The sequence below is a fragment of the Bacillus basilensis genome (genome assembly GCF_050630465.1).
Lineage (GTDB): Bacteria > Bacillota > Bacilli > Bacillales > Bacillaceae_G > Bacillus_A > Bacillus_A basilensis.
Map to the genome: position 1 here is coordinate 299,618 of NZ_JBNTQO010000003.1, position 24,687 is coordinate 324,304.

Here is a 24,687-nt window from a genome sequence, read left to right on the forward strand (position 1 = left end):
GATAAATGGATTGCAGACAGGAGCGATGAAGAGTGAAGTTTGGATTTGATATCGATGATACATTAATTGATTTGAGGCAGCATGCTTTTCATTTATATAATAAAAAATTAAACAAAAAAGTAGGATTGGATGTATTTCATTCTTTAAAAACAATTGAAATTCATGAAGCATTTGGCATGACTTCGGAGGAAGGCGGTCATATGTGGAATAGTTTGCTGGATGAGATTTATTATACTTCTTGTTCACCGTTTCAGTATGCAGTAGAGACATTGCAAGAATTAGAAAGACAGGGACATGAAATATACTATATAACGGCGCGGCCTAAAGAACATGGAGAGCAAACAAAAAAATGGTTAATAGAAAAAGGATTTCCGGTACATGAAGATCGCTTTTTCTATGGAATGAAGGATGAAGAAAAAATTCACTTTATACAAGAAATAAAATTAAACTATTTCTTTGATGATAAGCCGGCTGTCTTAGAAACGTTAATAGGAAAACCGATAAATGTGTATGCAAAAACTACTTCTTACAATCAACATCTCAGTATCCCGCGTATTACAAGTTGGACAGAGTTAGGAAATATTATAAAGAAAGATATGTAAAGATTTAACTAGAAAATCAAATAGAGCCAAGACATAGAATTAATAAATTGTAAAAGTTTAGGTATGGATATTATCGAGAAGAAAATTGACTTTTTCATGAGTAAAAAGATTCTAGTTATGAATTCAATGACAAGTGTAACAATATGTATATTTCAAAAAACACGAAGACTTTTAAGTCTTCGTGTTTTTTGATGCATGTCTGAAAGAGAAGAAATAAAAGTGTGAAATTGTATGATATTTAAACAATTAATACTTAATATTTGTATATGCAAAATTACATACATTTAATGATTGATAATCACGAATTAATGTAACTATAATAATTACACTGATAAGTAACTTACTGACCACAGTTATAAGTGAAGAAGGAGGAGGATTTTATTATATTTTGTATATAAAAAATAGAAAAGGAGATGTACAAATGAAAAGGTTACTTGTTATAAGCATAATGTATACAATGTTTTTCCTCATAGGAAATATACACTTACATGCTGATGAACGAACAAATGTAAAAGAAATTACTAGTTTAGAAGAGCCTACGTGGATATTTCAGGCAGGCATAAGTAAGGGGAAATATCATGATCGACAAGATTTAGGATTAATCTTGCAGAGAAATACACCATTAAAGGTAAGACAAACGAATCCTAATTTTAAAGACAAATTAACATTACGCTTATTATCTAATGACTCAAAAAATGAAAAATCCATACAAGTAGGAAATGAATGGGTTACGATTCAAGGTAATACACCTTTAGTTCCTTTCATAGATACTCCGTATGGTGGTGAAGAGCGCGCCATACTTGAGTACCAAGTAGAGAATAAAAGTGCTACTAAACCTCTTCCAATTTATAAACAACAGGGAAATGTATCTCAATTTTTTAATACATGGGATCAATTTGATGGAGAGTATGCATTAATTCAAGGGGAGAGTTTCCAGTTATTTGTACCTAAAAAAGATAAAGAGTTAGTAAGGTCTTTAAAAGATTTTCAATCGTTGGATGAGTTAATTGTTTATTATGAAGATATTTTTACAATGTATGATTCAATTATTGGGTTAGATGGCTCAACGGTTGAAAATAAAAAAAGTCAAAATCGTTATTTCTTAAAAGCAGATATATCCGGTGCTGGCGGTGCCTATTATGGCGCAAATTGGACAGCGAATAGTATAGATAGCACAAAGATGTGGTTAGATAAACTAAGTTGGGGAACTTTACATGAAATCGCTCATGGATACCAAGCTGGTTTTGATAATCAGGGAATATTTACAGGAGAAGTTTCTAATAATCTATTTGGTGTTCAATATCAATATAGTAAATACGGCAAAAAAGCAGATCAAGTTGGTTGGTTGTTTAATTTTGGGAAGAAGGGACAGGTAGAACGGAATTTATACAATGCTTTAATGAAAGAAAATAAAAATTATGATGACTTAGATTTACGACAAAAACTCATTCTTTTAACGATGGCGAAACAAAAAGCTGGTGATGAAGCTTTTGCAAAAATGTATCAAGGTTATCGAAAACTAGCTAGCAATGCTGCTTTTAAAAAAGGTGACCATTCTTTGCCTGATTTAATGAATCAGCATTATAGTGAGAATGGACAAGTTGATTTTACACCTGTCTTTGAAAGCTGGGGCTTTAAGCTTAATCATAAACAAATAGAGATGAATAGAGTGAAAGGTTATCCGGCTGTTACTTCTTTAGCTTATATAGTGCCTGAATCACAATTAGTTAAAGCAAGAGCTGCAGTTGATCCTGATATTCCGATAAACTCTAACTTTGAAATAGTTACGAATCAGCAAATTGCTTCACTTGGACTAAAAGGGAATTTGCATATCCACTTAAATACAAATGAAATAGATACATTGAAAGGAGGAAAAGTTAAATTAAAAGAAGGGAATACAGTTATTCAAGAAAAAACAATTGAAACAACAGATATCAATTTACAAGACGTACCAAATGGAGTTTATACAGTTGAGATTTCAGGTGAAAAAACGGATAGTATGTACCATTTTAGTTCGTATTATGTCTATGTAAAAGAAAAAGATAATAGTCTAACTATTGATGTTAACGAAATGAAAGTGAGCAAGTTGGTAAATGAAACGATTCAATTCCTAGGATTAGGAGATGATCAGTTTGCTGAATTAAATACAGACTTAGAGCAAAAGCGAGCTGTTTTTACAGTTACTACAAAAACGCCTCATAGCTATTATGCAGGTGAAAAATATGTATCAATAGAGGTGTTTAATGAGAAAGGTCAAAAAATTTATACGAAGGAAATGGAAGGAACAAATGTAACAATTGTAAAAGATATCATTCCACTAAAAGAAGGATATAGAATTAAAATCTATCATGATGAAATAAAAAAACGATTAACTAGTAAAGCTACTATTATCAATCCTATGAATAAAACAAATGAATTTATAATGACAAAATGGGGATTGAAAAATACTTATTTGCAAAATAATCCAGAAGAAAATCTTATGCAAAGAATTGATAGAGAAATGGAGGCAATTATAAGTAATCCTGTTTTAAAAGAAATACCAATGCAAAAATTAGAAATGAAAAAGAATGTGTGGATGGCAATAAATATGTTATCAGAACCACAAAAAATAACGTATATGAATAAATATAAAGATAGCTTATATAATGAGTGATTTTTGAGAAATGAATTGAATCTAAAAAAGTAGCAAACTATGTATGTAGAGGTATGTAAAAACGATTGACTATAGTTAAAATTTTTATCTATGCTTAAAATTCCAAAATAAATTTATTTAATTATATAATACGATTATAAGGGAGTAAGGATATGAATAATTTCGTAAAGGTAGGTTTAACTACAGGAATGGTGTTATCGGCGATTATGCCCTATGGAGGAGTACATGCGGCAACAGAAGATTTAAAAGTGGAAACAAAGGAAGATACGTTCCGAACAGGTAATTTAACAGCACCTTCTCAAAAATCGGCAGAAAATGTAGCGAAGGATGCGCTAAAAGGAAAAACAGAACAAGCATTATCATCAAAGCAAGTTAATACTGAATCAAAAGTTAATTATAATGTTACGCAAAGTCGTAAATCTTATGATGGTACTACATTAGTACGTCTTCAACAAACATATGAAGGACGTGATGTATACGGATATCAACTAACAGCACATATTAATGATGATGGTGTACTTACGAGTGTTTCGGGGGATAGTGCCCAAGATCTACAACAACAGGAAGATTTGAAACAACCTATTACTCTATCAGAAGAGGATGCAAAGAAACAGCTTTTTAACATTTATGGGGATGATCTCACATTTATTGAAGAACCAGAAATTAAACAAGTGGTATATGTAGATGAAAATACAAATAAAGCTACAAACGCATACCAAATTACTTTTAGTGCATCTACACCTGAATATGTATCTGGTACAGTGTTAATTGATGCTTTTGGTGGTAATCTATTAAAAGAACTCGTTCAAAAATTGGGTATACAAGTAGATAGTAGTATTGTCCAATCTGCGACAGCAAATAAATCACAAGATCCTTTAAAATTAACAGGAACAGGAAAAGATGACTTAGGTATGAATCGTACATTTGGAATTACACAACGAAGTGATGGAACGTACATTCTTGCAGATTATTCTCGTGGTAAGGGAATTGAAACGTATACTGCGAATTATAAAGATTATAATAATTATAGAAGAAATGTATGGGGTTATTTAGATGATTTAGTAACAAGTAATTCTACAAATTTTACAGATCCTAAAGCAGTTAGTGCACATTATTTAGCAACGAAAGTATATGATTTTTATCAAGAAAAATATAGCCGAAACAGCTTTGATAATAATGGACAAAAAGTAATTTCTGTCGTTCATGGCTGGAATACAAATGGTAAGAATATAGGAAATCCTAAGCAGTGGTTTAATGCATTTAGTAATGGGGCTATGCTAGTATACGGAGATCCAATTGTTAGAGCATTTGATGTGGCAGGACATGAGTTTACACACGCGGTTACAAGAAATGAGTCTGGACTTGAGTACGCAGGAGAAGCTGGTGCCATTAATGAGGCTCTATCTGATATTTTAGGAGTCGCAGTTGAAAAGTATGCTAATAACGGAAAGTTCAATTGGACAATGGGGGAACAATCAGGTCGTATATTTAGAGATATGAAAAACCCATCATCTATCTCTTCTAGATATCCAGAAGATTATAGACATTATAACAATTTACCTATTGATGCTGACCATGATTATGGTGGTGTACACACGAACTCTAGCATTATTAATAAAGTAGCTTATTTAATTGCTAGTGGTGGAAATCATAATGGAGTAAATGTACAAGGCATTGGAGAAGATAAAATGTTTGATATTTTCTATTATGCAAATACGGATGAATTAAATATGACTTCTGATTTTAAAGAATTAAAAGAAGCTTGTATTCGTGTAGCAACGAACTTATATGGTAAAGACTCATTAGAAGTACAAGCTGTCCAACAAGCCTTTAAAGCAGCTTATATTTAATACTATTGTGATGAATTGTAAACCCTTTTATTTTAATGTAATGATTAATTTGTATGCATAGACAAAAACCTTGTAGAATTTTTCTGCAAGGTTTTTTAGAATGTTATGTTACAGGTGTGTTATATAGTTTTGAGTTAATTAGGATAAAAATAATCCTATAATTGTATTTAAGAATATGTAATTTTACACTCTTTTCTATGATAGAAAAGGATACTACGCTAATAAATATAAAAAGTTAGAAATTATGATATATAGGGCACTTTTTTGTTCCTATGGAACTTTAAAGTGCGTAATTTTCTTTCTAGTTAATATGGACCATAATGGTATTTACTAGTTGGTTTTAGCTTTACTCTGCTGTTGATGTGATTTTTTACATTAGAATAATGCAAAATGATTTGAATCAGAATTATCGAGTAGATCAAAATGCTGATAAATTCGATTTTTAATTCAGTACAGAGTGAAATAGCTACATAACTTTCGTTTATACTCTTTTGAAAAAAGGGTGGATCTGCTTATTTTCTGTTAAAAATAAGAGAAGTGAACCACAATATAAACGTAATTATTTATTCCAACATAGTCAATAATCTAGCACATGAATCTGGGAGGGATCTATATGCATATGCAATTAAAAGGAAAAACAGCACTGGTTACTGGATCTACGGCAGGGATTGGAAAAGCAATTGCCACTTCATTAGTAGCGGAAGGAGCTACTGTCCTTATTAATGGACGCCGTGAAGAAAATGTTAATCAAACGATAAAAGAAATTCAAGCGCAGTATCCTGATGCTATCCTTCAACCCGTAGTAGCTGATTTAGGAACAGAACAAGGGTGTCAAAATGTGATTGAAAAGTACCCTGAAGTAGACATTCTTATTAACAACTTAGGAATTTTTGAACCTGTAGAATATTTTGATATCCCTGATGAAGATTGGTTTAAATTTTTTGAAGTCAATATTATGAGTGGTGTTCGACTCACTCGCTCGTATTTAAAAAAAATGATTGAAAGAAAAGAAGGAAGAGTTATCTTTATTGCTAGCGAAGCAGCCATTATGCCATCTCAAGAAATGGCTCATTATAGTGCGACTAAAACGATGCAACTCTCACTTTCTCGCAGTTTAGCTGAGCTGACGACAGGAACGAATGTGACTGTTAATACTATAATGCCTGGTTCGACTTTAACGGAAGGAGTGGAGACTATGTTAAATAGTCTGTATCCTAATGAGCAATTGACAATAGAAGAAGCTGAGAAGCGATTTATGAAAGAGAATCGACCAACCTCTATCATTCAAAGACTTATTCGACCAGAAGAAATTGCTCATCTTGTCACTTTCTTAAGTAGTCCACTTTCTTCAGCAATTAATGGTTCCGCGTTGCGAATAGACGGGGGATTAGTACGTAGTGTATTTTAATAAATTAAAAACAACATAATATTCTGTTGAAGGTAAAGATGGTAAGACGAGTGAATTGTATTTTATCTATAAACGGAAATATACAAAAAGCGAATTGCGATATGAAAACAGCCGGATTTTCTACTATAAGAAAATCCGGCTGTTATTTTTGGACTTGTTGTAAAGGATGAAAAGCTTTTAGCGCTGTGGCATCTCTCATGTTAAATTGGTAATCAAGAAAAAGGTATGCTCTATTTGAAACATACCTTTTTAGTTTGCAATTTTATTTATTTGTATCTAGCTCGTCTTGATTATCAAATTTCTCTAAAACCTTTAATAAAATAGTTAAGATAATTGTGGATACTATCGCTATAATTAAAATGCCATGAGGTGATAGTTGAACCGAAGTTAATTCAACTTTAGCTATACCAAAATATCCTACATAAGTAGCTAAGAATGATGTAACCACTGAAATCGTAAATCCTAAAAATCCTAATTCATCTAGTTTCTTTTCAGGTAATCCACATACACTTAAAATCTTAGTAAAAATAGCAGCTACTATGAATAACTCGATGGACAGAATAAATAATGACATGACTCCAGAATATACAATTTCATCTGGCATCCATTTCCCTAATGCTAGCATTAGAAGAGCAGGAAGGAAGAGTGGTAAAAATAGTCCTAAAATCATGACTACGATTTCCATTTTATTTGGTGCTTCATTATTATTTTGATTGCTCATAAATCCTCCTAAATAGTAATATGAATGATAGTCTCATGAAGAGTTCAACATATACTATCACATTAAATTAATGAATTTAATATTATTTTTTATTCAGAAAATGGGTTGCAATTGAGGTCCTCAAAATATGGGTTATTTTCGTATTTTAACTGTAAGAAATTATATAGTTGGATTCAGCTGGGGTTTTCAAGGATTAGATAGTTCAACAGTAAATTTTAGATATATAGGTTCTTATGGAAGAGGGACAGCAATTTGAAGTTTTCGTAATTCAGATATATCAATAACTTTTCCGTTGGACATGTATGTAACATACATGTAGAGGGGATTAAAAAAATAAATAAAGTTACATAAATTGACCTTTATGTAACTTTACTATTCTTCCTATGATCGCTAGCAGCATGAAGTTTGATAAATGATGTTAGCAATAAAGGAGTTTTATTTACTCTGTTACTTTCTAGCAACGAGCAATCGTTATTTTTATCGGATTTTAGTTACCAAACGTTTTTCAACACTATTTTCCCAATTGCTTCTTTCGACTCCAAATACTCATGTGCTTGTGCAACTTCATCAAATGTAAAAGATTTAGAATCTAGCAATGGACGAAGTTTGCCTTCTTCTACAATTTGCGTTATTTTCGTTAAGATTTCTCCGCAATCATTACGTTTATCTGTATGTAATATTTTTAACGCCATAAAAGTAACGTGCAGAGAGAGTCCTTTTGCGTGTAAAGAAGAGAGGTCATGTGTTGAACGAGCAGCAATTGTTACGACAGTTCCATTGACTGCAGCAGCTTCGAAGGAGTTATCGAGATTCTTGCCACCTACTGTATCAAATATAACTTCAAATCCGTTGCCATGCGTATGTTTTTGAACATATTCTTGAACATATTCTTCTTTATAATTAATAGCTATGTCTGCTCCTAGACGATGGGCTATTTCAATTTTGTTCTGCTGAGAAGCAGTTGTAAAAACTTTAGCACCTGCCCATTTAGCTAGTTGAATGGCTACGTGTCCTACGCCACCAGTAGCCCCATGAATGAGCACATTTTGACCTGATTTAATATTTGCACGATCAAATAAAGATTCCCAAGCCGTAATTGCGACTAATGGTAGAGCAGCTGCTTCTTCCATTGTTAAATTGTTAGGTTTGTGAGCAATCAATCGTGCATCAGCAAGCATAAACTCTGCAAGTGCACCACCAGTTTCTTTAAAACCTCCGGCACATCCATATACTTCATCACCAGTTTTGAATTTTGAAACGCCTTCTCCTACTTCTATAACAATACCTGCTACATCACCATGCAAAATAGCTGGAAATTCAGGAGCAACTGATGAAACAGCGCCACTACGCATTTTTGTATCGATTGGATTTACACTAGTTGCTTTTACATGGATTAGAACATGACCTGGTAAAAGTTTCGGTTTTGCAACTTCTTCTAATTGAAATACAGATGAATCTCCAAAAGAATGGATAATTTGTGCTTTCATTGGTCCTTACCTCCTGTTCGTGGTTATAGCATAGCAAAGTACAAAAAATAAGTATAATATTATGAATCTGGTTCGTGAGAATTCCATATATTTTTGTATTGTATGTAATGGTATTTGTGTTCTTTTTAGATGATTAATGAAAAGTATTCGATCGATATCTAATTGAACGTATTGCCTATTATTATTCCCATTTCTATTAGCTGGGGGAAGAAGGTTAATTTTTTCGTAGTATCTAATTGTATCAGTACTTAATCCTGCTTTCTTTGCGATATCTGATATTGTGAATATATCGTTTGTTTGTAATTACGCTCCTTTCACTACAAGTGTATTAGTTGGAGTTAACTCCAAGTCAATCATTTTGTTTGAGGAATTTTTATAAAGAAAAGGAGATTGCGTGAAATAGTGTAGCGCACATGCAAAAGCAACTTTGGAAGTTGCTGAAGGAAGGGGAATTGTTATTTTATGCAGCATGATTTATTGATTAAAACTATAATCAGCCATTTGGCATAGGTACTTAAAAGTGCCTACATCACTTTAAAGTACGTACTGTTATTCATGTTATGACCGATTTATAATAACACTCGTAGCACAAAGAAAGTTATAACGATGACAATCGGCAACAATGTGGTGATACAGTATTGCTCATGAATTTTGAGAAGAAATATGAAAAGTAAAGAAAAGCATAGATTTATATGAATGAAGGAAAGTGAGTGAAACACATGGAAAAGTTTGCGAATCATTTTGGATATAATCGTATGTTTGCGAAAGATCAACTTACATTAGGAGTTCACATTCCGATCGAAAATTATCAGTTTCATGCTCCAACGATGGAAAAACAAGTAGAGTTGGTACAAAAAGCGGAACAATATGGTTTTACAGGCGTATGGCTTCGCGATGTTTTACTGCAAGACCCTGACTTTGGTGATCCTGCAACAGGTCAAATTTACGATATGATGATTTATTTAACGTATTTAGCAAGTAAAACAGAGAAAATCGCATTCGGAACATCGGCAACTGTATTGTCACTTCGCCATCCATTGCGTGTAGCGAAAGAAATTGCGACATTGGATCAACTGTTTCCAGAAAGAATTATGCTCGGAGTTTCATCAGGTGACCGACGTGCCGATTTCAAGGCGTTAGGTGTTAGTCATGAAACACGAGGTGAAAAGTTTAGAGAAGCGTTTGCTTATTTGGAAGAGATTTTGTATAAAAACTTCCCGTCTATCCAGTCGACACTAGGAGAAGTAAATGGAGCGAATTTAGTTCCAAAACCGTCTAAACGTGTTCCGACCTTTATTACAGGTTTTAGTCAGCAAAATATGGACTGGTTCGCTGAACATGGTGATGGATGGATGTACTACCCGCGTAGTCCGGTGCATCAGGCGGCAGCAATTGGACAATGGAGAGAACTAGTAGAGGATTATCATCCAGATGTATTCAAACCATTTATACAACCGATGCATTTAGACTTATCTGAAGATCCAAATGAACGTCCTACACCGATACGTTTAGGTTACCGTACAGGACGTAAGGCACTAATTGAATTACTTGATATATATAAAAGTATTGGTGTGAATCATTTGTTCCTTGCTCTATTTGATGGTCAACGCCCGGCTAATGAAGTGTTGGATGAGCTAGGGGAAGAAGTACTTCCTCATTTCCCTGCATTGTAAAGGAGTGGAAAGAATGAAAGCGATAGGACTTATGCAATATGGAGATAAAAGTGTACTACAAGAGATTGAAATGAAAACACCCCTATTGGGAGAAAACGATGTACTGATTGAAGTATATGCAGCTGGTGTAAACCCCGTGGATTGGAAAATACGTGAAGGTTTACTTCAAGATGTAATTTCTTATGACTTCCCGCTCGTTTTAGGATGGGATGTTGCAGGTGTAGTTGCTAGTATAGGGAAAAATGTAACAGCATTTAAAGTGGGGGATGAAGTATATAGTCGTCCAGATATTGAACGAAACGGTACTTATGCAGAGTACGTGGCTGTAGATGAGAAATATGTCGCGAAAAAACCGAGAAATCTATCTTTTGAAGAAGCAGCATCAATCCCTCTTGTAGGTTTGACAAGTTGGCAAAGTTTAGTGAAGTTCGCTAATGTTCAAAAAGGTAATAAGGTTTTAATTCATGCTGGATCTGGCGGGATTGGTACGTTTGCTATTCAGCTAGCGAAAAGCTTCGGTGCACATGTTGCAACAACGACTAGTACGAAAAACATGCAGTTTGTAAAGGATCTAGGCGCTGATACTGTCATCGATTACAAAACGGAAGACTTTTCTCTACTTCTGTATAATTACAATATTGTATTTGATGTGTTAGGCGGAGATGTACTAAAGGATAGTTATAAAGTGCTTGCACCAAATGGAAAGTTAGCGTCTATTTATGGTCCAAAAGGTATGGAAATTCCGCAAACCGAGATATCAAGAGAGAAAAATATTGAGAGTGACCATATATTTACTGAACCTAACGGATATGAACTTTCTCTTATTACAGAATTAATTGAGAGTGGGAAAATTAAACCTGTTGTAACGCATGTGTTGCCTTTACATGTAGAAGGTGTAAAAAAAGCGCACCACATAAGTGAGTCAGAACGTGCTCTTGGCAAAATTGTATTGAAAAAACATTGGTAAAGTATGAGGTTTTAGAGACAGTATTGTGCTAAGTAGCGAATGAGCTTATATATTCTATTCTAGCAATTGTTTTAAAAGGGAGAGAACAAATGGATTCAATGACATTTCTTTTATTCGGAGCGACAGGGGATTTAGCGAAACGCAAAATTTACCCTGCTTTATACAAACTATTTAGTAATCAAAATATACCGCAATCTATTTCGATTATCGGTATTGGCAGAAGGGTAATGTCAGATGTGGAATTTCAAACAAAGGTAGAACAATCCCTTGCTACATTTTCTAGAATATCTACTGATGACGAATCAGGAGTAGAAGAATTTATTAGCACATTTCGTTATTGTCAATTAGATACAGCGAATATAGAGGACTATCAAGATTTGTTGAGTCTTGTAAAGATGCGTGAAGCAGAATTAAACATTCCGAAAAACCGCATGTTTTACCTATCTGTTATACCAGAAGTATTTGATGTCATTACTTTAAATATTAAGGAGAGTGGATTGTGGGCTACAAGAGGATTGAACCGTCTTATTATAGAGAAGCCTTTTGGTCATAATGTAACGTCTGCCCATGAGTTTAACAAAAAATTAATTGAAGATTTTGATGAAACTGATATTTATTATATTGATCATTATCTTTGAAAATGAATGGTAACTAGGAATAAACTTAGAAAAGTATTACGAAATAAATAGTATTTAATCCAAGACATTTTTATTGACGATAATAATTTATGTGGTTAATATACTAAACATAAGATTATTTAATTACTAAAAGTAATCAGATATAAAATATTTCGTTAAATTCTATAAATAAGTAAGTTGTGGTAGAAATGCTTTGAATTGCCACTATTAATATTGGGGACAATTAGAAAGCGAGAGGTATAAAAAGAATTGGAAGTTGATAACTCTTTGTTTTTTATAAAGACATGAGCTTCTGTACAATTCATTTTTAATATATTGACCAGTATTATACAACAAGAGGGGGACTAAAATTGGAATCAATGACCTTTGTTTTATTTGGAGCGACAGGGGACTTAGCGAAACGCAAAATTTACCCCGCACTATATAACTTATATAGAGATCAAAAGCTTCCAAAGCAAATATCCGTTATCGGGCTTGGGAGACGTCAAGTATCTCATGAAGATTTTCAAAAAAGAATAAAAGAATCAATAGAGACGTTTTCTCGTCATAGAGAAGAAGGTACTCCAGAACTCGAAAGTTTTTTAGATAATTTTCGTTATTGCCCATTAGATGTGGGTAAGCCGGAAGACTATGAGAGATTATTACAAGTTGTTCGTGAAAGGGAAGAAGAACTACATATACAAGGTAATAGAATGTTCTATCTTTCAGTTGCACCTGAATTTTTCGAGACAATTGCTTTAAATATTAAGGAAAGCGGACTCGATAAAACGGATGGATGGAAACGTCTGATGATCGAGAAACCGTTTGGGCACGATCTTACATCTGCGCGTGAGCTTAACGATAAGCTTAGTCGAACGTTTGAAGAAGACGAGATATACCGTATTGATCATTATTTAGGTAAGCCGATGATTCAAAACCTTGAAGCACTTGAATTTGCAAATCCTGTTCTTCAATCGATTTGGAATAAAGAACATATAGCGAATGTACAAATCACAGCGAGTGAAACAGTTGGGGTTGAAGAAAGAGCAGGATATTATGATCAGGCAGGAGCCATTCGTGATATGGTTCAAAATCATATGTTACAAATATTAATGATGACTGCTATGAATCTGCCGGAAAAAATTAACGCATGTGAAATTCGAGAGGAAAAGCGAAAGGTAATGGAAACGCTTCGTAAAGTGAAAAAAGAAGACGTTCACAACCATATCATTCGCGGACAGTACTCTTCAGGAGAGATAAAAGGCGGGCAAGTTGTAGCATATAAAGAGGAGCCAGGAGTAAATCCTTCTTCTAACATAGACACATTTGTTGCTGCTCGCTTGTGGATCGATAATCCATTTTGGACAGGCGTTCCTTTCTATATCCGAACAGGAAAACGAATGAAAGAAAAGTCTACTCGTATTGTAATCGAATTTAAAAATACGTTAAAACAACAATATCAAGATAATAATCCAAATGCAGCACCTAACTTATTAATAATTGAAATTAGCCCAGGTGAGAATGTTTCATTACAGTTAAATAGTAAAAATCCATTGAAAAATGGAGAAATTGAACCGATCCGTATTAACTTTACTTGTGAGCAAGCGGATGTGGGAGTACCTGAAGCGTATGAAAGACTCATTCATGATGCTGTGAGTGGAGACGCTACATTCTTTGCACATTGGAGAGAAGTTGAATTGTCATGGGAATGGATACAACCAATTCTTGAAGCATTTGAGGAAAACTTATTGCCACTTCATGAATATGAGTCGGGTTCATATGGTCCAGATGCGTCTAATGAACTATTGCAAGAAAGTGAATTTAAATGGTGGTTAGATCAAAAAATGGAAAAATAAGTACTTTCTTTAATGAAAGCATTTAGGGGGACGATTACTATGACACAAAATATAAATCAATTAGCAGTGAATACACTTCGTACGTTATCAATTGATGCTATTAATGCGGCAAATTCAGGTCATCCGGGTCTTCCGATGGGAGCAGCACCAATGGCTTATGCACTATGGGCGAATCATTTAAATCACAATCCTAATCATCCAAAATGGTTTAACCGTGATCGATTCGTTTTATCGGCGGGACATGGATCGAGCCTACTATATAGCCTACTTCATTTAGCTGGATATGACGTTTCGATTGATGACTTGAAAAGCTTCAGAAAGTTAAATAGTAAAACACCAGGACATCCTGAGTTTGGTCATACTTCCGGAGTTGAAGCGACTACAGGCCCGTTAGGACAAGGAATTGCCAATGCTGTCGGAATGGCAATGGCAGAAGCGCATTTAGCAGCGAAGTTTAATAAGGATGGTCACTCTATTATAGATCATAATACGTACGCTTTAGTTGGAGACGGTGATTTAATGGAGGGTGTCGCTTATGAAGCGATGTCAATGGCGGGGCATATGAAACTTGGCAAGTTAATTGTGCTGTATGATTCAAATGAAATTTCACTTGACGGTGAATTAAACATTGCTTTCTCTGAAGATATTCAGAAAAGGGTAGAATCTGCCCATTGGCAATATGTAAGAGTTGAGGATGGAAACGATGTTGATGCTATTACAAAAGCTATTCAATTAGCAAAAGACAATACGGACCAACCTACTCTTATAGAAATTAGAACCATTATAGGTTACGGAAGTCCAAAAGTTGCTGGAACGAACAAAGCACATGGTAACCCGCTTGGAGTAGAAGAAGCGACAGCGACAAAACAAGTGTATGGTTGGCATTATGAGGAAGACTTCTTTGTACCGGAAGAAGTAACAGCTCATTTTAATGAACTGAAACAAAAGGGTACTGAAAAAGAGAACGAATGGAATGAGCAGTTCAACTTATACAGAGAGTTGAACCCTGCACTAGCAGATGAATTAGAAAAAGCGATTACAGGTGAGGTTTTAATCGAAGCGAAAGACATTTTATCCTTCGATACTGAAAAAACGATTTCAACTCGTGTTGCAAGTGGGGAAGCTATTAATCATTATTTGAAATCGATTCCTTCTATTTTCGGTGGAAGTGCGGATCTTTCTCATTCCACGATGACAGATATAAAAGGTGAAGCAGTGTATGCAGTAGAATCGTATGCTGGCCGAAATATATACTTCGGTGTACGTGAACATGCAATGGGCGCGGCAGCGAATGGACTGGCTCTTCATGGAGGAGTAAAACCGTTCGTAAGTACATTCTTTGTATTTAATGATTACCTTCGTCCGTCTATTCGACTGGCTGCATTGCAAAAGTTACCTGTTACTTACGTATTCACACATGATTCGATCGCTGTAGGAGAAGATGGTCCAACGCATGAACCAATTGAACAATTGGCAGCTCTTCGGGCAATTCCTGGTTTAACAGTTATCCGCCCATCAGATGCAAATGAAACAGCAAGTGCGTGGGCTTATGCTTTACAGCAAACGGATGGTCCAGTCGTTTTAGTACTCAGCCGTCAAAATTTACCGGTGTTTCATGAAACGAAAGCGAACATAGAGAATCTTTCTAAAGGCGCTTACGTATTAGCACAAACGAATGAAAATCCGGATGTGATTTTAATTGCGACAGGTTCTGAAGTATCCTTAGCTGCTAGTGCAAAAGCGAAACTAGAAGAAGACAATGTCTCTGTTCGTATCGTTGCAATGCCAAGCTGGGAGCTATTCGATCACCAATCGAAAGAATATAAAGAATCCGTTCTTCCGTCTTCTGTAACGAAACGAGTATCTCTTGAGATGGGTGTATCTCTCGGTTGGGAGCGTTATGTAGGACAAGAAGGAAAAATATTATCGATTGAAACATTTGGAGCTTCAGGAACTGGGGCTGAAGTCATGAATCTATTTGGATTTACGACAGAAAATGTTGTTCAAATTACAAAAAATGTATTGAATTCTTAAGCTATGACTGTGAATACCTTTCTGGACAGATCAACTTATCAGTGTTGAAAGGTATTCAAAATCGTAGTGATATGGATTTTTAATAAAAGATGATTTGAGGAGGAATTATATTATGCAAGTAGGATTAATTGGTTTAGGTAAAATGGGATTAAATTTAGGGAAAAATTTAATGGATCATAAACACGAGGTAGCAGCATTTGATTTAAATACGAGCGCAGTAGAAGAAATGAAAGAGTATGGGGCTACAGGTACATCTAGTTTAAGTGAACTTGTTCAGTCATTACAATCACCAAGAATTCTTTGGGTAATGGTACCACACGCTGTTGTTGATTCTGTTATTGATGAGGTTACACCATTGCTTTCAAAAGGAGATATTTTAATTGAAGCGGGTAATTCACATTATAAAGAGTCTATTCGCCGATATGAGCAATTAAAGAAAGATGGCATTCACTTTATGGATGCAGGAACTTCTGGTGGAATGGAAGGCGCTCGTAATGGTGCTTGTTACATGATCGGAGGAGATCAAGAAGCTTGGGACATCGTTGAACCTATCTTCCGCGATACTGCTGTAGAAAATGGGTTCTTATATGCTGGAAAAGCTGGTAGTGGTCACTTCTTAAAAATGGTTCACAACGGAATTGAATACGGTATGATGGCTGCTATTGGTGAAGGATTTGAGATCCTAGAGAAAAGTGAATTTGACTACGATTATGAAAAAGTATCAAAAGTATGGAACAACGGTTCAGTAATCCGTTCATGGTTAATGGAATTAACAGAAAATGCATTTTCTAAAGATGCAAAACTGGATGAAATTAAGGGTGTTATGCATTCTTCTGGTGAAGGAAAATGGACAGTAGAAACAGCATTAGATCTTCAAACAGCAACTCCTGTTATCGCAATGTCGTTATTAATGCGCTATCGCTCATTAGACAATGATACATTTACGGGAAAAGTAGTAGCAGCTCTGCGCAATGAATTTGGCGGACATGCTGTAGAAAAGAAATAAACATCTTAAAAATTTAACTCATTGACGTTTAAAAAATGGAGGGAATTGATCATGAAGTTTTTTATTGATACTGCAAATCTTGAGGACATAAAAAAAGCATATAAACTTGGAGTTTTAGCTGGTGTTACAACGAACCCGTCTTTAGTAGCAAAAGAGGGCATTAAGTTTGAAGACCGTATCGCAGAAATTTGTCAGGCAGTACCTAAAGTTGAATCTGTTTCGGCAGAAGTAACGCCAGATGCTGTTACAGCTGAAGAGATGATCGACCAAGCAGAAGAACTGATTAAAATTAACGGTGGCGATGAAAAAGTTACAATTAAACTTCCGATGACACTAGCAGGATTAGAAGCTTGTCGCTACCTTACTGAAAAAGGTGTTAAAACGAACGTTACACTTATCTTCACGGTGAACCAAGCACTTTTAGCTGCTCGAGCAGGTGCAACGTACGTTTCTCCATTTTTAGGACGTTTAGATGATATTTCTGAAGATGGTGTGCTCTTAGTTGCGAAAATTGCTGAGCTATTCGATATTCATCAATTAGATACACAAATTATTGCAGCTTCTGTCAGACACCCAGATCATGTAACTCGTGTAGCGATGGCAGGTGCTCACATTGCAACAATCCCTTATAAAGTAATTGAACAACTTGCTATGCATCCATTAACAGATCAAGGTATTGAAAAGTTCGCTGCAGATTGGGCGAAAGCACCTAAATTATAATGTATAAAAGTGAGAGGCTTTCCGAAAATTGCTTTTCATGAGAGGAAAGATTTCTAGGTAACTTCATCGTTTAACTTGGATCCCGAGTTTGGAGTCTTACTATGTGAAAATAGCAAGAGAAGAAAGTGTCATTCACTTTTGAAGAAGGAAAAGTTGCTCACGTGAAGCGTTTATCACAATAATGTTATAATTATTAAAGAGAAATCCCCTTATTAGAGAGATGGGTTAAAGTGTATCTCTGATAAGGGAGATTCTTTTTATATAAATCATTATGATGTGAATCTGCTTTTTAAGTGTATATCAATATGTAGATGTATCTTTTACTCAAGAAAGAACTATATAGGTTCTCTTAATTATAAAGTAATATTGAAAGGGTTTACATAAAGGGTTAGGTGGAATTGAGTATGAATATGTATCTTTTAATTATTACATTATTATCGATTGTAATTGTTATTTTAGGGGTGTCGTGGTGGAGGTGGCATGCATTTATTAGTTTAACGATTGCAAGTTTGTTTTTAGCAATTATGTCTGGAATGCCAATGGATAAAATAGTGAGTGCTTATGAAACGGGAGTCGGAAGTGTTCTCGGGCATTTAGTAGGTATTTTAGTTTTAGGTACAATTTTAGGGAAAATGATGGCAGAATCAGGTGCAGGAATGCAAGTGGCAGAGTTCTTTATTAAATCCTTTGGAATAAAAAACTTACCATGGGCGATGTTAATTGCAGGTTTTATTATTGGAATTCCGGTGTTTTTTGAAGTAGGCATTTTAATATTATTGCCGTTAGTAATTTCTATTCATAAAACAACGAAACAAAATATTTTATTGATAGCATTACCAGCAATTGCTGGGCTATCTGTCGTACACGGCCTTGTTCCTCCGCATCCAGGGGCAATCGTTGCAATTGGTATTTATAAAGCGAACCTTGGAAAGGTACTTCTTTATTCACTCATTATTACATTTTTTGCAGCGATTATTGCAGGTCCTATATTCGCTAAATGGATTCACAAACGTGTAATTCCTGAAAATGAGCCAGAATTGATTCGTGTAAATACAAAATCAACGAAATTACCAGGAATAGGAGTCTCGTTTTTAGTTATATTGTTACCTGTAATGTTAATGGTGTTAGCTGCAGCAGCTCCTTATGTTCCCCTTTCTGATACTTTAATGAAGATTGTCACATTAATCGGTAGTCCTATAATTGCGCTTTTGATTGCATGTTTTGCAGCGTTCTATTTTCTTGGATTTCGTCAAGGTATCGATAAAAAGGCGATTAAGAAGGTAACAGAAGATAGCTTATTACCAATCGGTTCTATTGTTGCGATTATTGGTGCTGGCGGCGGATTTAAGCAAATTCTTATCGATAGTGGCGTAGGGAATGCTATTGCTCAAATGTCTGAGCATTTAGCTCTATCTCCAATTGTATTAGCATTTATGGTGGCTGGATTAATTCGAATTGCGACAGGATCAGCGACAGTCGCCTTAACAACAGCAGCGGGTATCGTTTCACCAATCGTTGAAAATACGACAGGTGTGAATTTAGAATTACTCGTCATTGCAACAGGTGCAGGAGCACTTATGTTTTCGCACGTAAACGATGCTGGTTTTTGGATGGTAAAAGAATACCTAGGGTTAACAGTGAAAGAAACATTTAAAACATGGACAGTATTAGAAACATTACTTTCATTTATCGCTTTTGGAGGCGTTTTATTACTCGATATGTTTGTTTAAAATAAGGATATTTTTATATGAATTTAGAAAGATAGCTGTAGCGATTTTTTGTTAGGAGGAAGAAATGGTGAGTTCAAAATATATGATTGGTGTAGATATTGGGACAACTAGTACAAAATCAGTTCTATTTTCTACTGATGGATCTGTTATTGCAAGTCATGGAATTGAATATCCTTTATATTCTCCCACGCCAGAAACAGCAGAACAAGACCCAGAAGAAATTTTTCATGCAGTAATAAATACGATTAAAGAAACTGTACGAGTAAGTAGTGTACAGCCGAATGATATTCTTTGTGTCTCTTTTAGTTCGGCAATGCATAGTATCATTGCTGTAGATGAAAAGGGGAATCTATTAACGAGATGTATTACATGGGCAGATAATAGAAGTGCAAGCTGGGCAGAAAAAATAAAGAATGATATGAATGGTCATGAAATTTATTTACGTACTGGGACACCAATCCATCCGATGTCACCACTTTCGAAATTAGTTTGGTTACAGAATGAGCAGGCAGAATTGTTTGCAAAAAGTTATAAATTTATTTCGATCAAAGAATATGTTTTTTATAAGTTATATAAGGAATATGTCATTGATTATTCAATAGCATCAGCAACAGGAATGTTCAATTTGAAATCTTTAAAATGGGATGAGGAAGCTCTTCGTGTTGCAGGGATTTCAGATGAAAAGCTTTCTAAACTTGTTCCAACGACGCACAGCTTAATAGGATTAGATGAAGAACTTGCAAAAGAGATGAATGTACTTGTTTCTACGCCTTTTGTAGTAGGAGCGAGTGATGGAGTACTATCAAACTTAGGTGTAAATGCAATAGATCCTGGGGTTGTGGCTGTTACAATTGGTACAAGCGGCGCGATACGTGCTGTAACAAATCGTCCTGTAACAGATCCAAAAGGTAGAATCTTTTGTTACGCTCTAACTGAAGACCATTGGGTAATCGGTGGACCAGTTAATAACGGCGGTATGATTTTTAGGTGGGCTCGTGATCAATTAGGCACTTCAGAGATTGAACTTGCGAAGCGTTTAGGAAAAGATCCATATGAAGTGCTTACTGAAATAGCAGCAAAAGTGAATCCGGGATCTGACGGTTTATTATTTCACCCGTATTTAGCGGGGGAAAGAGCTCCTTTATGGAATGCAAATGCGCGAGGATCTTTCTTTGGACTTGGATTGCACCATAAGAAAGAACATCTGATTCGTGCTGTTTTAGAAGGGGTAATGTATAACTTGTATACGGTTCTACTTGCTTTAAAAGAACTCATTGGTGAACCGAAAAAAATTCAAGCGACAGGTGGTTTTGCAAGATCGGAACTTTGGAGACAGATGATGGCGGATATCTTCCATCAAGACGTATATGTTCCCGAAAGTTTCGAAAGCTCTTGCTTAGGAGCTGCAATCCTCGGTTTATATAGTTTAGATGAAGTAGATACGTTACATGTAGTTTCTGAAATGGTTGGGGCAAATTTTTATCATGAACCAAACATGGAAAGTGTGGAAAAATATAAAGATTTAACACCAATCTATATTCGTCTGTCACGTCAATTGGAAGAAGAATATGAAAGTATAGCAGCGTATCAAAAAAAGTGGGTTTAAAGGCTATTTAGCAGAGAAATATGGTAACGTATAAAGAGGTACTCCAATTTTTTTAGGATACTCTTTCAACATAAAATATTTTAAGAAGTATGATGAACGAAAAATATAGGGAGAGAGGGTTATGAAAATGAAGGAAAACAAAGAGTTTATTGGATATGTTGGAACATACACGAAAGAAAATAGTGAAGGAATATATAAGTTTACTTTAGATACGGAAGCCAAAAAAATTAGTAATGTAGCACTTGCGGCAAAGCTGGATAACCCTACATATGTAACGATTAACCGAAATAATGAATATCTCTATTCTGTTGTTAAGGAAGGCGACTCTGGCGGTGTAGCTGCTTATTCAATTGATAGTAAAACTGGGGAGCTAAAGGAAGAAAATAGACAAGTAGTAGAAGGGTCTTCTCCTTGTCATGTGAGTGTTGATAGTGGAAATCATACAGTAGTTACAGCAAATTACCATAAAGGAACGATTGAGTCTTTTGAAGTAAATGAAGAAGATGGAACTGTAAATCCTGCCGCATCTATTATGGCACATGAAGGTTCAGGTCCGAATAAAGAAAGACAAGAAAAACCACATGCACATTACGCGGGATATACTCCTGATGAAAAATATGTAGTGGGCGTTGATTTAGGGATAGATAAATTAATTACGTATGAAATAAAAGATAGTACATTAACAGAAGTGAATAGCTTGTCTGTAAATCCAGGAAGTGGTCCGAGACATATTACTTTTCATCCAAATGGAAAGTATGCGTATGTGATGACTGAGCTTAGTTCAGAGGTTATTGTGTTAACATATAATCCGTCAGAAGGGGCCTTTACAGAATTACAGTATATTTCTACCATTCCTGAAGCATTTGATGAAAATAATCAAGGAAGTGCGATTCATATTTCTTCTGACGGCCGCTTTGTATATGCAGGTAATCGTGGTCATAATAGTATTGCTGTTTTCAGTGTGGATCAAAACTCAGGTGAGCTTACATTTGTTGAACATACATCTACAGAAGGAAATTGGCCAAGAGACTTTGTATTAGATCCTACAGAAAAGTTCCTTGTTGCTACAAATGAAAAGTCACATAATCTTGTACTATTTTCAAGAAATGAAACGACAGGGAAGTTAACACTATTACAATCTGATGTTGTTGTCCCAGAGCCTGTTTGTGTTAAATTTTTAAATGTTTAAGTTGTGTTGAAGCTGAATGGGTATAGAGATGTCGTTATTTGTCGGTAAGTCGATATCCTTTGGCGAAACGTCGATATATTGAAAAAATCGTTGATATATTTTAAGTTGTGTTCGATATATTTGAAAAATCGTTGATATAATTTCAGCTGTCTAAAAAAAGCAAAGCGATATCGCTTTGCTTTTTACTGTTTCTTTTTCGGTCTGCGTACTAACTCGCCGCCGCAGTTTGGACAAACGTTATGTCTTTCTTCTGTACACGGTGCGCAAAATGTACATTCATACACGCAAATGTAAGCTTCAGAATCTTGCTCGAGCGATTGGTCGCAAATTTGACAGTTTGTTTTCATTTGTAGTGCCATAGTAATTCTCCTTTTCGTTTAAATTTTTATAATTTAATTATAATTCATTAGGTAGAAACTGTCTTTTTCAATTGAAAGGAAATCGGATGATAAAGTTGTGATTTGAAATGAAAGATGCTCATTTATTTTTAAATTGATTATTTCATGCAGTTAGAATATTATGAAATAGTCAAAAGACAACAGGGGGTATACATTTTGACTAATCATAACGATCATTTAAAAGCAAACTGTGAAAAATGCTTCGGTCTATGTTGCGTGGCGTTGCCGTTCGCAGCATCGGTAGATTTTGCGGTGAATAAAGATGGTGGTAAACCATGTTCTAATTTACAGTCAGATTATAAATGTAGCATACATAAAGATCTTAGAGGAAAAGGTTATAAAGGTTGTACAGTATTTGAATGTTTTGGCGCTGGACAGAAAATTTCTCAAGTTACATTTAACGGGATTGATTGGCGGAAAGATACTAAGCATGCGAGAAAAATGTATGATGCTTTTCCAGTTATGCATCAGCTTCATGAAATGCTTTGGTATTTGAATGAGGCTATTCTATTAAAGGCGACGCAGCCGATTTATAAAGATCTGAAGGAAGCAATTGAAGAGACTGAGCGTCTATCAAATTTAAGTTCAGATGAGTTAATGAAAATAAATGTTCCATTACACCGTGCAGAAGTAAATGTTTTACTTTTAGAAACGAGCGAACTAGTATGGAAAGAAATGAATGCTGCGCGTAAGAAGCGAATCATTCACCGCGGAGCAGATCTTATGGGAGCAAACCTGAAAAAGAAAAATTTACAAGGCGCGAATTTAAGGGGTGCTTATTTAATTGCGGCGAACTTAAATGGTGCAGATTTACGCGGGGCGGATCTCATCGGAGCAGATTTAAGAGATGCTGATATTCGCGGAGCAGACTTTACAAATAGTATTTTTCTTACGCAAGTTCAAGTTAATGCGGCGAAAGGGGACAAACATACGAAATTGCCGAAATTGTTGTCCCGTCCATCGCATTGGAGTGCGTAAAGAGTATGGAGTGAAATTATACGAACAGGCAGAGATTAAGAATCTCTGCCTGTTTTTCATTTCTTTTCAAAAGTAGTAATTAAAACGCTACATATAATAAGAATACCACCAATAAAAAAGTTACTATTTAATGTCTCATTTAAGAGTAGCCAACCAAGCAATGATCCAACGATAGGTTGGAAGAAGAAAAATAAGGAACCGATGCTAGCATCCATTAATTCTAATCCTTTATTCCAAAGGAAAAAGGCACCTGCTGTTGAGACGATTCCTAAATAAAGTACGCCTAATACTACATACATGTTCAAATCTTCAATCAGGTTTGTTTGAAATTCCCATACCATAAAAGGTGTAATAAAAAAGAGTGAAAAGAATATAGCGTATGTTGTAATAACTAAAGATGAAAATTTGGCTGCAGCAATCTTCACATAAATAGATAGTAAAGCCCACGTAATAGCGGCCCCAACTAATATGATTGTTCCGAAAAAATAGGAGCCAATTTCAATATCCCATCCGATTACGATAATGACACCGATTGTCGCTATTATAGTAGATAGCAGTCTACGAGCGGTTAGTTTTTCTTTTAAAATAATCGCTGCAAATATAACCATAAATGCAGGTGTAGCTGATGTTACTAAAGAGCCAGTATGAGCGTCGGATAATTTTGTTCCGATAAATTGACAAGTGATTGAAATAAAGTATCCGATAAATCCAATCCAAGCGAATAGGAGCCAATCTTTTTTGCGAATGGTTACTTTTTTCTTTTGCTTTTTCTCAGCAATTATCAAAAATGCATATAAAACCACAAAAGCAATGATAAAGCGTAGCCAAACGAGTGTCAGTGGTGGGATAAAGTCGAGTACATATTTACTAACAACATACATACCACCCCATATACTTGCTGCTAGTGATAAGCATATAGCGCCTAAAATTGTTTGTTTCATTTGAAGTACCTCCGTCTATTTTTAGGGTAATATTAGTTCCCTAAGACGAGGCATAGTGTATGTGTTAAATGAATGCCCGTCTTATTTTATAGACGGCCTACAGGTTGATCGTTTTCGAATGAAGTGTTGTAGTACATGCGTGCATTCCTCCTTCAGATTTTATAATGATATTATAACGTAATTTTCAGTTTATTGGGATGTTTATTGTATGGAGTTGATTCTTTAGAAAATAGAAATGGAGGTTGTGTAAG

Annotated in this window: 20 protein-coding genes; 15 read left to right on the forward strand and 5 right to left on the reverse strand. The window is 35.1% G+C overall.

The genetic code is table 11. The annotated features are described in order from the left end of the window. The first annotated feature begins 32 nt into the window (after window positions 1-32). The 4 genes from ACQVV1_RS08090 (at window position 33) to ACQVV1_RS08105 (ending at window position 6,513) form a co-directional block, all read left to right on the forward strand. Complete coding sequence (locus ACQVV1_RS08090) at window positions 33-602, forward strand: 5' nucleotidase, NT5C type (protein WP_431168734.1); 570 nt, start codon at window positions 33-35, stop codon at window positions 600-602. A gap of 421 nt (window positions 603-1,023) precedes the next feature. Continuing rightward, complete coding sequence (locus ACQVV1_RS08095; protein WP_431168735.1) at window positions 1,024-3,255, forward strand: putative mucin/carbohydrate-binding domain-containing protein; 2,232 nt, start codon at window positions 1,024-1,026, stop codon at window positions 3,253-3,255. Between the two features lie 152 nt (window positions 3,256-3,407). Continuing rightward, window positions 3,408-5,105: a M4 family metallopeptidase gene (locus ACQVV1_RS08100; protein ID WP_242254689.1), complete on the forward strand. Its 1,698-nt coding sequence runs from the start codon at window positions 3,408-3,410 to the stop codon at window positions 5,103-5,105. A gap of 613 nt (window positions 5,106-5,718) precedes the next feature. Beyond that, window positions 5,719-6,513 carry an SDR family NAD(P)-dependent oxidoreductase gene (locus tag ACQVV1_RS08105; protein WP_048525128.1) on the forward strand — a complete coding sequence of 265 codons (795 nt, stop codon included), beginning with the start codon at window positions 5,719-5,721 and terminating at the stop codon, window positions 6,511-6,513. Window positions 6,514-6,775: 262 nt separating this feature from the next. Here the strand turns inward: ACQVV1_RS08105 and ACQVV1_RS08110 are convergent, their stop codons facing one another. From ACQVV1_RS08110 to ACQVV1_RS08120, 3 genes are all read right to left on the reverse strand, one after another. Then, window positions 6,776-7,234: an epimerase gene (locus ACQVV1_RS08110; RefSeq protein ID WP_242254685.1), complete on the reverse strand. Its 459-nt coding sequence runs from the start codon at window positions 7,232-7,234 to the stop codon at window positions 6,776-6,778. 491 nt (window positions 7,235-7,725) lie between these two features. Next, entirely contained in the window at window positions 7,726-8,721 is a 996-nt protein-coding gene (locus ACQVV1_RS08115) for a zinc-dependent alcohol dehydrogenase family protein (protein WP_431168736.1), read from the reverse strand. A 6-nt stretch (window positions 8,722-8,727) separates the two neighbouring features. Next, window positions 8,728-9,009, reverse strand: a complete 282-nt coding sequence (locus ACQVV1_RS08120) for a MerR family transcriptional regulator (protein WP_431168790.1) — start codon at window positions 9,007-9,009, stop codon at window positions 8,728-8,730. Window positions 9,010-9,440: 431 nt separating this feature from the next. Between ACQVV1_RS08120 and ACQVV1_RS08125 the strand changes: the two genes are divergently transcribed. From ACQVV1_RS08125 to ACQVV1_RS08170, 10 genes are all read left to right on the forward strand, one after another. Continuing rightward, window positions 9,441-10,394 (forward strand): LLM class oxidoreductase, encoded by a 954-nt coding sequence (locus ACQVV1_RS08125; RefSeq protein WP_016129969.1) that lies wholly within the window; start codon window positions 9,441-9,443, stop codon window positions 10,392-10,394. Between the two features lie 13 nt (window positions 10,395-10,407). Further along, complete coding sequence (locus tag ACQVV1_RS08130; protein ID WP_309259138.1) at window positions 10,408-11,361, forward strand: NADP-dependent oxidoreductase; 954 nt, start codon at window positions 10,408-10,410, stop codon at window positions 11,359-11,361. An 89-nt stretch (window positions 11,362-11,450) separates the two neighbouring features. Continuing rightward, window positions 11,451-11,999 carry a glucose-6-phosphate dehydrogenase gene (locus ACQVV1_RS08135; RefSeq protein ID WP_242254675.1) on the forward strand — a complete coding sequence of 183 codons (549 nt, stop codon included), beginning with the start codon at window positions 11,451-11,453 and terminating at the stop codon, window positions 11,997-11,999. A 350-nt stretch (window positions 12,000-12,349) separates the two neighbouring features. After that, on the forward strand, window positions 12,350-13,834 hold the full coding sequence (gene zwf / locus ACQVV1_RS08140) for a glucose-6-phosphate dehydrogenase (protein ID WP_242254672.1): 1,485 nt from the start codon (window positions 12,350-12,352) through the stop codon (window positions 13,832-13,834). Window positions 13,835-13,873: 39 nt separating this feature from the next. Then, window positions 13,874-15,868 (forward strand): transketolase, encoded by a 1,995-nt coding sequence (gene tkt / locus ACQVV1_RS08145; RefSeq protein ID WP_431168737.1) that lies wholly within the window; start codon window positions 13,874-13,876, stop codon window positions 15,866-15,868. A gap of 112 nt (window positions 15,869-15,980) precedes the next feature. Next, window positions 15,981-16,874, forward strand: a complete 894-nt coding sequence (gene gnd, locus ACQVV1_RS08150; RefSeq protein ID WP_001195919.1) for a phosphogluconate dehydrogenase (NAD(+)-dependent, decarboxylating) — start codon at window positions 15,981-15,983, stop codon at window positions 16,872-16,874. 51 nt (window positions 16,875-16,925) lie between these two features. After that, window positions 16,926-17,594 carry a fructose-6-phosphate aldolase gene (gene fsa / locus ACQVV1_RS08155; protein WP_242254667.1) on the forward strand — a complete coding sequence of 223 codons (669 nt, stop codon included), beginning with the start codon at window positions 16,926-16,928 and terminating at the stop codon, window positions 17,592-17,594. A gap of 404 nt (window positions 17,595-17,998) precedes the next feature. After that, window positions 17,999-19,324, forward strand: coding sequence for a gluconate permease GntP (gntP, locus tag ACQVV1_RS08160; RefSeq protein WP_309259135.1), 1,326 nt, complete (start codon window positions 17,999-18,001; stop codon window positions 19,322-19,324). A gap of 64 nt (window positions 19,325-19,388) precedes the next feature. Continuing rightward, window positions 19,389-20,930: a gluconokinase gene (gene gntK / locus ACQVV1_RS08165; RefSeq protein ID WP_431168738.1), complete on the forward strand. Its 1,542-nt coding sequence runs from the start codon at window positions 19,389-19,391 to the stop codon at window positions 20,928-20,930. 127 nt (window positions 20,931-21,057) lie between these two features. After that, complete coding sequence (locus tag ACQVV1_RS08170; protein WP_431168791.1) at window positions 21,058-22,119, forward strand: lactonase family protein; 1,062 nt, start codon at window positions 21,058-21,060, stop codon at window positions 22,117-22,119. Window positions 22,120-22,301: 182 nt separating this feature from the next. Here ACQVV1_RS08170 and ACQVV1_RS08175 read toward each other — a convergent pair whose 3' ends face one another. Next, window positions 22,302-22,478, reverse strand: a complete 177-nt coding sequence (locus ACQVV1_RS08175) for a DUF1272 domain-containing protein (protein WP_001207874.1) — start codon at window positions 22,476-22,478, stop codon at window positions 22,302-22,304. Window positions 22,479-22,673: 195 nt separating this feature from the next. Here ACQVV1_RS08175 and ACQVV1_RS08180 point away from each other — a divergent pair, with 195 nt between their 5' ends. After that, window positions 22,674-23,495 carry a pentapeptide repeat-containing protein gene (locus ACQVV1_RS08180; RefSeq protein WP_242254662.1) on the forward strand — a complete coding sequence of 274 codons (822 nt, stop codon included), beginning with the start codon at window positions 22,674-22,676 and terminating at the stop codon, window positions 23,493-23,495. A 56-nt stretch (window positions 23,496-23,551) separates the two neighbouring features. On the opposite strand, the gene ACQVV1_RS08185 is transcribed toward ACQVV1_RS08180, so the two are convergent. Then, entirely contained in the window at window positions 23,552-24,436 is an 885-nt protein-coding gene (locus ACQVV1_RS08185) for a DMT family transporter (RefSeq protein WP_309259133.1), read from the reverse strand. Between the last annotated feature and the right edge of the window lie 251 nt (window positions 24,437-24,687).

Excerpts from the sequence above, each read along its gene's own strand:
- ACQVV1_RS08110 (WP_242254685.1), bottom strand. The coding sequence starts at position 7,234 with ATGAGCAATCAAAATAATAATGAAGCACCAAATAAAATGGAAATCGTA.
- ACQVV1_RS08175 (WP_001207874.1), bottom strand. The coding sequence starts at position 22,478 with ATGGCACTACAAATGAAAACAAACTGTCAAATTTGCGACCAATCGCTC.
- ACQVV1_RS08100 (WP_242254689.1), top strand. The coding sequence starts at position 3,408 with ATGAATAATTTCGTAAAGGTAGGTTTAACTACAGGAATGGTGTTATCG.
- ACQVV1_RS08130 (WP_309259138.1), top strand. The coding sequence starts at position 10,408 with ATGAAAGCGATAGGACTTATGCAATATGGAGATAAAAGTGTACTACAA.
- ACQVV1_RS08170 (WP_431168791.1), top strand. The coding sequence starts at position 21,058 with ATGAAGGAAAACAAAGAGTTTATTGGATATGTTGGAACATACACGAAA.
- tkt (WP_431168737.1), top strand. The coding sequence starts at position 13,874 with ATGACACAAAATATAAATCAATTAGCAGTGAATACACTTCGTACGTTA.
- ACQVV1_RS08095 (WP_431168735.1), top strand. The coding sequence starts at position 1,024 with ATGAAAAGGTTACTTGTTATAAGCATAATGTATACAATGTTTTTCCTC.
- ACQVV1_RS08105 (WP_048525128.1), top strand. The coding sequence starts at position 5,719 with ATGCATATGCAATTAAAAGGAAAAACAGCACTGGTTACTGGATCTACG.
- gntK (WP_431168738.1), top strand. The coding sequence starts at position 19,389 with ATGGTGAGTTCAAAATATATGATTGGTGTAGATATTGGGACAACTAGT.
- ACQVV1_RS08125 (WP_016129969.1), top strand. The coding sequence starts at position 9,441 with ATGGAAAAGTTTGCGAATCATTTTGGATATAATCGTATGTTTGCGAAA.
- fsa (WP_242254667.1), top strand. The coding sequence starts at position 16,926 with ATGAAGTTTTTTATTGATACTGCAAATCTTGAGGACATAAAAAAAGCA.
- gntP (WP_309259135.1), top strand. The coding sequence starts at position 17,999 with ATGAATATGTATCTTTTAATTATTACATTATTATCGATTGTAATTGTT.
- ACQVV1_RS08135 (WP_242254675.1), top strand. The coding sequence starts at position 11,451 with ATGGATTCAATGACATTTCTTTTATTCGGAGCGACAGGGGATTTAGCG.
- gnd (WP_001195919.1), top strand. The coding sequence starts at position 15,981 with ATGCAAGTAGGATTAATTGGTTTAGGTAAAATGGGATTAAATTTAGGG.
- ACQVV1_RS08185 (WP_309259133.1), bottom strand. The coding sequence starts at position 24,436 with ATGAAACAAACAATTTTAGGCGCTATATGCTTATCACTAGCAGCAAGT.
- ACQVV1_RS08115 (WP_431168736.1), bottom strand. The coding sequence starts at position 8,721 with ATGAAAGCACAAATTATCCATTCTTTTGGAGATTCATCTGTATTTCAA.